The following is an 8,414-nucleotide window of genomic DNA, read 5'->3' as shown; positions in this document are numbered from 1 at the left end:
CCCCCAGAAAAAAAGTATTAGCGATTAATTTACGGCCCCAGACGGTATTTTTCTAATTATTCTCGACTGCTCATCCGGTGATAGCTGCTTGGTAGTTAAGATAAATTGCAGCTGCTCCTTGATCTGGTGTACCGCCTGAGCCATATTCAAGCCGCGGTCGCGTTCAATCTGTTCTATGAGTTGTCTTATTTGCTGGATTGGCAAGATAACGCCTGTCATATGCTGGTCATTATTCTCATTGCGGCTTCGGGCAATTACAGCTGCTGTAAAAGCTTCCCGAATATTGACGATAGTTGCTGCGCGGTTATTATCTGCGTTAAATGCGGAACGTAAGTGCTCTAATTCTAGTGGATTGTCAAAATGGTAGGTTTCTATGTCGGGATAGGTGTCATTCATAAGCTGAGTCAGAACCTGCCGCGGCCCGACTTCCACCGTCCGGTCGACTCCATTGCGGTACATGTACTCCATCGTCTCCAGCCAGCGAACCGGATGGGTCATCTGGCGGTAAAGAAGCTCATTCAGCTCCTGCCGCTGGTAGGGCCGGGCAGTGACGTTAGAAATAATGGGCCATTGCCCATCCAGGGTTTCATACTGATTCAGTTCAGCGATGAGCTGATCGGCTGCGGTTTGCATTAGCGGGCTGTGGAACGGAGCGCTGACATTCAAATACTTCACAACCGCGCCCGGCACGGCTTCCAGCCTCTCAACGACGGTATGGACTGCCTCCTGGTGCCCAGCAATCACATGCTGGCTCCGTGAATTGCAGCATGCAACAACTACCTGTTTCGTGGCCGTAGAAGCCTGACGGCACCACATCTCCAAGGGTTCCCTGGGTACATGAATCACGGCTGCCATGGCTCCTAGGCTGGAGGCAACTGCCGCTTGCATCAGCATTCCCCGCTTCCTGACGATGCGAAGCCCGTCTGAAAACGACAAGAGGCCGCTGCACACTAGGGCCGAATATTCTCCCAGACTATGTCCGGCCAGCAAATAGGGCTCCCAGCCCAGTTCTTCCTTACCGATTTCAAAGGCAGCAACGCTTACGGCCAAAATAGCCGGCTGCGTGTTCATCGTCTGCATGAGTTCCGAAGAACTCCCTTCGAAACACAGCTTGGCAAGATCGAAGCCCAATGTATCATTTGCTTCCTCGAACAGATGTCTTGCCCTGGCGAATTGATCCCGCAATTTTTTCCCCATTCCGACATATTGGGAACCTTGCCCCGGAAACAAAAAGGCCGTTTTTGTCATAAGCAGACCTCAATTCCCTATTGTTTTTTTGACGTTTTTCCAAATTTTGTTAGTAAATTGAATTGTGAGTTAGAGAGTTACTTGCATTTCGAGTAGGATGTTATAGCGATTAATGTGGAGTCGTGGATGTTTCAAAGTGGGTTTAGAAAAAATAGCTCTAAAGATGAGGTTTTTAATGTCATTTAATCTTGTAAATTACATAAATACATAATAGAGTTTGCTTCCCATAAAATAACATTACATATATTCTTTTTCAAAGTCAATCCAAATAATGTAAGAGTTGTGTAAGTTTCATGTTAAAAATGTTGTATTATGTATTTTTTTCAGAAACAGCAAAAAGGCCGCTGGACAGGCCAGCAAGCCGTTTTTTGCAAACATTTATTTTCAAGAATTTTGGACTAGTAAAAAAATTTATTTATTCAACCGTCAGGATTCGCGGCGATGTCGTTTGAACAGATCTGGAGGCGAACCAAGATCCCAGACATGCAGCCACGATACTCAGGGGAATCATCGCGGCAATCCCTCCTCCATTCAAAATTAATGGCACCTCAACTATTCCATAATCGGCCAGAATGAAATTCAGCAGAGGAGGAAGACCTATTAATCCGAGGGGAACTCCCACTAAAGCCCCAATCGCCGACACTACTAGAATTCCAGCAGTTACCGCCATGCGAATTTGCCTGGAGGTCATGCCAATTGATTTGTAAATGCCATAGGTTCGGCTCTCCTTCTTCATGTTGATCCGGCAGATGCTGTAGATAATAACGAACGTAATGACGATGAACAACAGAGCCATAACCGACATGGGCAAAATCAATATAGTAACCGCTTGAGAGAACACCTCATCCACTAGCGTCGCTTGGCTTGCCGTCCAGATCGCACTGCCGTATTTATGATGCAATTCACTTACGAATTGATCAATAGAGACGCCGTCCTGCAGATTGATAAAGGTCGTGTTCATCACAGCGCCATAGTCGGGATTAACCTTTCTAACAACGTCAGCTGTTATGCGTCCCGTGTAGGACATGTTCGCGATTGCCTGATAGATCCCCGTCACAGTAAGCGTATGCTTCTCTCCTTCGATGTAAATGTCGAGCGGATCACCTACATCGACGTTCAAGCTTTTAGCAATATTGACGCCGATTGAAATTTCTTGGCCGTTCATCGGATTGCGCCCTTTGACGTTCTCATAACCAATCTCATCATAGTTTCCCTCAGCCACCGTCAGCAAAATTCCCATCGTATCCTGCTCCATTTCGGCTGCCAATTCTTTGTTGATCGGCAATACGGCATTGGCGTCTCCATAACGGCTAAAGTTCTTGACCCTTTGATCCGATAGCACTTCTTCGTGAAGCTGCTCATAGGTCAATTTGGCCGGATTATCAATCCTTACCGATAGGTCGGCCGAATCATATCCCCATTTCGCAATAGTTCCATGAATGGAGGAAATGCTGTACACGAACAAAAATCCAAAAACGAGCACTGAAGTAGACAACGCCGTGATCAAAATGATCAATGCAGAACCCCGTATATTTTTCGTTACGCCCCTTAGTCCGATGATCATCTCCGTTGGAAGGGAACCCAGCTTCAGCAGCTTCTTCTTCCAAGTGCTTCTTCGGCCCGATTGTTTGGAGCTGTCCTTCTCCGACATGCCATAACGAATCGCCTGTGCAGGCTCAATACCACGAGCTTTGTAGGAGAACAGCAGGGCAGACAGGAATATGACCGCGACCACCGCTACCCCCAACCAGATTGCAATAGCCGAAAATTGAACATTCATATCCGCTGTGCCTGTATTGAGATAGGCCATCGAGCTGCTAACGATATTGTTCGAGAACACATAACTTAACAAAATTCCCGGAATGACCGAGACAAACGCCAGCAGCGTATATTGCGTCACATAAGCCGCAACCACTTTTCGAGAAGATAGGCCAACGGATTTGATAATGCCAATCGTCTTGTAGCTCGACAGAATCGCATCGGAAATTGTAAATCCAAGCGTATATAGAGCAACGGATATCATGACGACTGCCAGGAAGACCATAATAAAGCTGATGACTTGATTGGCAATCATATAGTAGGAGGAAATGCTTTCGAAATCTTTCACTGACTCCAAGTAAGGTGTGCCCAAGAACTTCTCGAAGCTCTCCCAGTAAGCACGGTTTTGGCTATAATCATCAAAACGGAGCCCTGTCATATACATGTCGCCGCCTTGCAGCGAGGCCATATGGGTATTGTAATCCTGGCCATTCATCCATATTCTCCCGCTGGTCGCAAACGGCGAGCAGTAGGAGATGTCCACGACCACCGCAGCGACCTGCAGACGGAAGGTTTCCTTGTCCGTCTTGAATTCGATTGGATCGCCTACCTGTATATCATTGGAATAAGCGAGAGATGTCGGAATCCAGGCTGTCCCAGGCTTGGGAGCCTGTGTCTCCCCCCCTTGTACAAACAAGAGCTTATCGACGGGAAAAGGTCCTCTCGGCGTATCCATCATGAACAAGTCGACATTAGGAATTTCTTCACCGGCATGCGACATACTGGACAGATAGCGGTACCGCATCATCTCCGAGGCCGTAACCCCCTGCTGTCCGGACCACCACTGATGAACCTGATTAGGATCATGAATACCGTTCTCCAGCCGCAGAATTTGATGGGCGCCCTGAACCTTGGCATGCATATTCTCATATACCCGGTTCGTGTTGTTGATGACCAATATCGCCGTGGAGAGAAGCAGGGCAGATAACATGATGATGATCGCCATGAAGCTGTTTTGTACTTTTTTACTTTTTAGATTCGACCAGCATAGCTTCCATATCGCATACATCCGTTACCGCCCCTTTCCCGACATAAACATAAAGATTTGGTTTTCTCTGTCCTTTAATTGATCCGGGGAATACTTGCCGAGTTCCAATATCCCGTCTATGTTTCCATCCTTCACTAGAATCAGGCGATCCGCTCTGCAGGCTGCCTTAATATCATGTGTAACCATAACTATGGATTGAGACTTTTGGTTCATTTCCGTCAAAATATCCAAAATGATTGTGCCTTGCTCCTGACTAAGCGCCCCCGTCGGCTCATCGGCAAAAATAACCTCAGGAGAGTTGATCATCGCCCGGGCAATGGCTGCCCGCTGCTGCTGTCCGCCGGATACCTGGGACGGCAGACGGTCTGCCTGCTCAGCAATGCCCATCATTTGCAGCAGGGTCATGGCCTGTATATTAATTGCATTCTTACTGCGACCAGCCACATATCCGGGAAAAGCGACATTTTCCAATAAGGTGAAATCCGGGATTAAGTTGATCGATTGATAAACGTAACCGATTTTATTGGATCGAAAATCTGTGATCTCCTTCTCCGAATATTGGTCGATTCGCTGACCCTTAAAATATACCTCTCCGGAAGTTATCGTATCCAGACCGCTCAGCATATACAGCAGTGTGGATTTGCCCGAGCCCGAGCTGCCCATAATGACCGTGAAATCCCCCTCATACAACTGAAGATTTACACCTTTGGCCGCATGGAACTGTTCAGTTCCCATAGAATAAGATTTGCACAAATTAACCGCCTCGATGATAACAACCTTCTTGGCATTGGCCGTAATCATAAATATTCCTCCTTGGAAATAACATTTTATATTTTAAATTTCATTTTTTTACATTCGTAGCGCGCAATTGGCCATCGGGTTCATCTGTTGCTGCAAATTAGTTGTTATGATCATGGTGAGTGGTTATTCTGCATATCTAGTAGGTAGACATATACGAGAGGGCTGCTTATTTATGTTCAATAATGAGGTTGCCAGTGTCGGAGACAAGATGCAATAGCGGTCCTCCATCGCCGATATGATCATCTTCGTAGTGGGGTAATGTGACATGGATTTGTCCAGAATCTGTTTCAAGTTTGGTGCGAAGCGCTTCAGGCGCCTTGGCGGTCTGTATCGTAATGTCGCCCGTATCTGTCACAGCCTTGATGTCGTAGTTAATTCGTTCAAGGGCTATCTCGATTGCTCCAGTGTCCGACTTTACGTTCAGGAGACCCTCGGCTGCGTTCACTTCTATATTTCCTGTATCGCTAGCCAGCTCATATTCATTCGCGTGGACCGATTCTATATAAATACTTGCCGTATCCGTGACGACCTGCAGTTGATCCAGCTCAGCCGCAGGTATGCCTACCGTTAACTGAAGCTTGGTATAGAGGTCAAAAAAGCGCATCCTGCTGTCCTGTACGATTTCAATCTGGACTCGTCCCCTTTCCTTATCCATGACTAAATGGTAGTCCTTCAGCCATTTCTTGGTCGTCCTTCCCTCCAATATCGCTTCGATCTCATTTCCTTCAATCGGAATGATCTTCACGGTCCCAGTCTCGGCTCGAATATACAGTTCTTTAACTTGCTCTGTACTAGCGGATCTTTGAATATCAAAATTCTCTACGTTGAATGGGGAATTCCCCATTACATACATCACTACATTACCTATTACCGCAACAGCAATCAGAACAATCGCCAGTCTTAATATATTTCGCATGTTTTTTGTCAAAATAAATCATATCCTCCCTATAGCTTTCAAATTATACAGTAAATACCGGATTACCAGCTTGTAATAAAGACCGGTCACCTTTAACGCTCCAACCATAAGTAATAACCCTGCACCGACTAGGCCAAGCATAAGGAAGAAATCATGGATGAGGATGGAGACCGATTGATGCTGAATAATGAGCAGGATGGGAGATATGACTAAGAAGAGGGAAAATCCATACAATCCGGCAAGCACGAGTAACGAAGCAACGAACGGCAGAAATACAATGATTAGATTGAACAAACCTAGACTTACCATTGCCATGACGGCTTTAGTCACGTTGGGGAGCGAAGGAGATTGTCCCGCCTTCTGGATTTGGGACTGGGCAAGCACCTCGCGGGCGACCAGTTTCGGCTCCCCTAGCTTAAGGATCACTTCTTCTTCGGTTCGTCCGCTGAGCTCAGCTTGCTCAAAGTGCTCCATGTAGTCGGCCAGGATATCCTTTCTTTCGGCAGGAGAAAGCTGCTTTAAATATTGAAGCAGTTCGTTTAGATACGCCTCTTTATTCACCCCAAGCCCTCCTCAATCATCTCTTGTACTCCTACAGCAAATTTGCTCCATTCCGATACCAGCTCATTCATGACTTCCCTTCCTTGTTCCGTAATCTTATAGTACTTTCTTGGAGGGCCCTCCATGGATTCATGAAGATAGGTTGAAAATAAGCCTTCTGCGGCGAGCCTTCTCAGCAGTGGATAAATCGTTCCTTCCGCAATTTCGAATCTGCGTGAAATCTGCTCCACAAGCTCATAACCGTAACGATCCTTCTTAGCCGTCAAGACGAGAACACAAAGCTCCAAGACCCCTTTCTTGAATTGGATATTCATCGCTTCTCACCACCGCTTTACTCAGTACTATTCAATGCACAGTAGTTAAGATATACATATATTAACATTCAGTACTATATATTGCAAGATACCTGTTATTATGTTTTTTCCCATTTTAAGCCCAAATCTAAAAACACCAGGTCTAAAAAAAAGACTGCCCCCTCAGCCCAGCGGCCCTGAAGACAGTCTTATCGCATAAATTTTGCTTCACTTATCGGCGTACGCCCACGGTTACTGCTCTCTGAACTCCTGCAAGCCCTCGTTCAAGGAACGGGTTGCCGAATATACTTGCTGGTACAGCTTGAACAACCGTGCATATTTCTCGACATTCGCCGCATTTGGCTCGTACGTGGCACGGTAGCCGATGAATTTATCCGCGCAGTCCTTCAGGCTGTCAAACCAGCCGCTGCCAACCGCTGCCATCATCGCTGCGCCCATGGCCGGGCCTTGCTCGTTGTTCAATGCGACAACCGGCGTGCCGAAAATATCCGCCTGCATTTGCAGCCATACCGGATTCTTGGCGCCGCCGCCGATCGAGATGATGCGCTCCACGTTAATTCCCGCTTGACGGAACAGCTCCAGCGATTCTGCCAGCGAGAAGGTGATGCCCTCCATCACAGCGCGGGCGAGATGCTCGCGGCGATGCGTGCCGGACAGTCCAATGAAGCTGCCGCGGATGACGCTGTCCGCATGCGGCGTGCGCTCACCAACCAGATACGGCGTGAACAGCAGCCCTTCCGCTCCAGGAGCGATATCGGCTACCGGCTTCAAGAGCTCATCGAAGCTCAGCTCCGGCGCCAGCGAATCCTTGAACCAGCTCATGCTGTAGCCTGCCGCCAGCGTAACGCCCATCGCATAGAACGCTCCCGGATGAGAGTGGTTGAAGAAATGCACCTTACCGCCAAAATCTTTATTTTTATCTTCCTCATACGACAAAATAACACCGGACGTACCGATGCTGCACAGCGCATCGCCCTGACGAACGATCCCGGCTCCAACAGCGCCGCAAGCGTTGTCCGCTCCGCCGCCAAATACCTTCGTGCTCGTGGAAAGCCCTGTCAGTTCAGCGAATTCCGGCAGCAAAGTTCCGGTCCCTTCGGTGCTTCCGACCAGCGGAGGCGCAAAATCGCTGGACAACCCGAATGCCTCCAGAATTTCCTCGCTCCATTTCGCTTCCGGCACGTTCAGCATCAGCGTACCCGCCGCATCGGACAGTTCCATGTGTACGTTCCCCGTCATGCGGTAGCGCAAATAGTCCTTCGGCAGCACAAAACGTGCCGCTTTGGCGAATAGCTCCGGCTCGTTCTCCTGCACCCACAGGACTTTCGGCAGCGTAAAGCCTTCCAATGCTGCGTTTCTGGTAATGTCCAGCAGCTTGTCGCCGAGCTTGGCTTCAATTTCCCGGCATTGCTTCGTCGTGCGGGTATCGTTCCACAGAATGGCATGGCGCAGCACTTCATTCTTGTCGTCCAGGAGCACAAGGCCGTGCATTTGGCCGGAGAACGAGACGCCTTCGATATCCTCGGCAGCGATGCCGCTGCTCTTCATCAGCTCTTTGAGGCAGGTGATCGTGCCTTTTACCCATTCTTCAGGATCTTGCTCACTGTACCCGGGGCGCTCGTGAATAAGCGGATAAGCTGCCGTTGCTTCTCCTTTGATCTCTCCGTCTTGGCCTACCAACAGCGTCTTGACCGAGCTAGTGCCCAGATCGATTCCGATTACGTATTTCATCCGTGACTCTCCCTTCACCAAATAAAACTTGCCGTTC

The 8,414-nt window shown here is 48.2% G+C and carries 7 protein-coding genes; all 7 read right to left on the bottom strand.

Annotated elements, in window-relative coordinates:
• Window positions 1-24: 24 nt before the first annotated feature.
• The 7 genes from fabD to xylB all read right to left on the bottom strand — a co-directional run bounded on the left by fabD (window position 25) and on the right by xylB (window position 8,377).
• Window positions 25-1,248: an ACP S-malonyltransferase gene (gene fabD, locus QNH46_RS02420; RefSeq protein WP_283926761.1), complete on the bottom strand. Its 1,224-nt coding sequence runs from the start codon at window positions 1,246-1,248 to the stop codon at window positions 25-27.
• Between the two features lie 415 nt (window positions 1,249-1,663).
• Window positions 1,664-4,075, bottom strand: coding sequence for an ABC transporter permease (locus QNH46_RS02415; RefSeq protein ID WP_283926760.1), 2,412 nt, complete (start codon window positions 4,073-4,075; stop codon window positions 1,664-1,666).
• A 3-nt stretch (window positions 4,076-4,078) separates the two neighbouring features.
• Window positions 4,079-4,855: an ABC transporter ATP-binding protein gene (locus tag QNH46_RS02410; RefSeq protein ID WP_283926759.1), complete on the bottom strand. Its 777-nt coding sequence runs from the start codon at window positions 4,853-4,855 to the stop codon at window positions 4,079-4,081.
• A gap of 166 nt (window positions 4,856-5,021) precedes the next feature.
• Window positions 5,022-5,783, bottom strand: coding sequence for a DUF4097 family beta strand repeat-containing protein (locus tag QNH46_RS02405; RefSeq protein WP_283926758.1), 762 nt, complete (start codon window positions 5,781-5,783; stop codon window positions 5,022-5,024).
• 6 nt (window positions 5,784-5,789) lie between these two features.
• A complete protein-coding gene (locus QNH46_RS02400) occupies window positions 5,790-6,332 on the bottom strand; it encodes an HAAS signaling domain-containing protein (RefSeq protein WP_283926757.1) in 543 nt (180 codons plus the stop codon).
• Window positions 6,329-6,646, bottom strand: coding sequence for a PadR family transcriptional regulator (locus QNH46_RS02395; RefSeq protein ID WP_283926756.1), 318 nt, complete (start codon window positions 6,644-6,646; stop codon window positions 6,329-6,331). Before QNH46_RS02395 ends, QNH46_RS02400 begins: the two co-directional genes overlap by 4 nt.
• A gap of 231 nt (window positions 6,647-6,877) precedes the next feature.
• On the bottom strand, window positions 6,878-8,377 hold the full coding sequence (gene xylB / locus QNH46_RS02390) for a xylulokinase (protein WP_283926755.1): 1,500 nt from the start codon (window positions 8,375-8,377) through the stop codon (window positions 6,878-6,880).
• Between the last annotated feature and the right edge of the window lie 37 nt (window positions 8,378-8,414).

The organism is Paenibacillus woosongensis (assembly GCF_030122845.1).
Lineage (GTDB): Bacteria > Bacillota > Bacilli > Paenibacillales > Paenibacillaceae > Fontibacillus > Fontibacillus woosongensis_A.
The sequence above is the reverse complement of the archived record's forward strand: the minus strand, read 5'-3'. Positions and strand labels throughout refer to the sequence as shown.

Excerpts from the sequence above, each read along its gene's own strand:
- xylB (WP_283926755.1), bottom strand. The coding sequence starts at position 8,377 with ATGAAATACGTAATCGGAATCGATCTGGGCACTAGCTCGGTCAAGACG.
- QNH46_RS02415 (WP_283926760.1), bottom strand. The coding sequence starts at position 4,075 with ATGTATGCGATATGGAAGCTATGCTGGTCGAATCTAAAAAGTAAAAAA.
- fabD (WP_283926761.1), bottom strand. The coding sequence starts at position 1,248 with ATGACAAAAACGGCCTTTTTGTTTCCGGGGCAAGGTTCCCAATATGTC.
- QNH46_RS02395 (WP_283926756.1), bottom strand. The coding sequence starts at position 6,646 with ATGAATATCCAATTCAAGAAAGGGGTCTTGGAGCTTTGTGTTCTCGTC.
- QNH46_RS02410 (WP_283926759.1), bottom strand. The coding sequence starts at position 4,855 with ATGATTACGGCCAATGCCAAGAAGGTTGTTATCATCGAGGCGGTTAAT.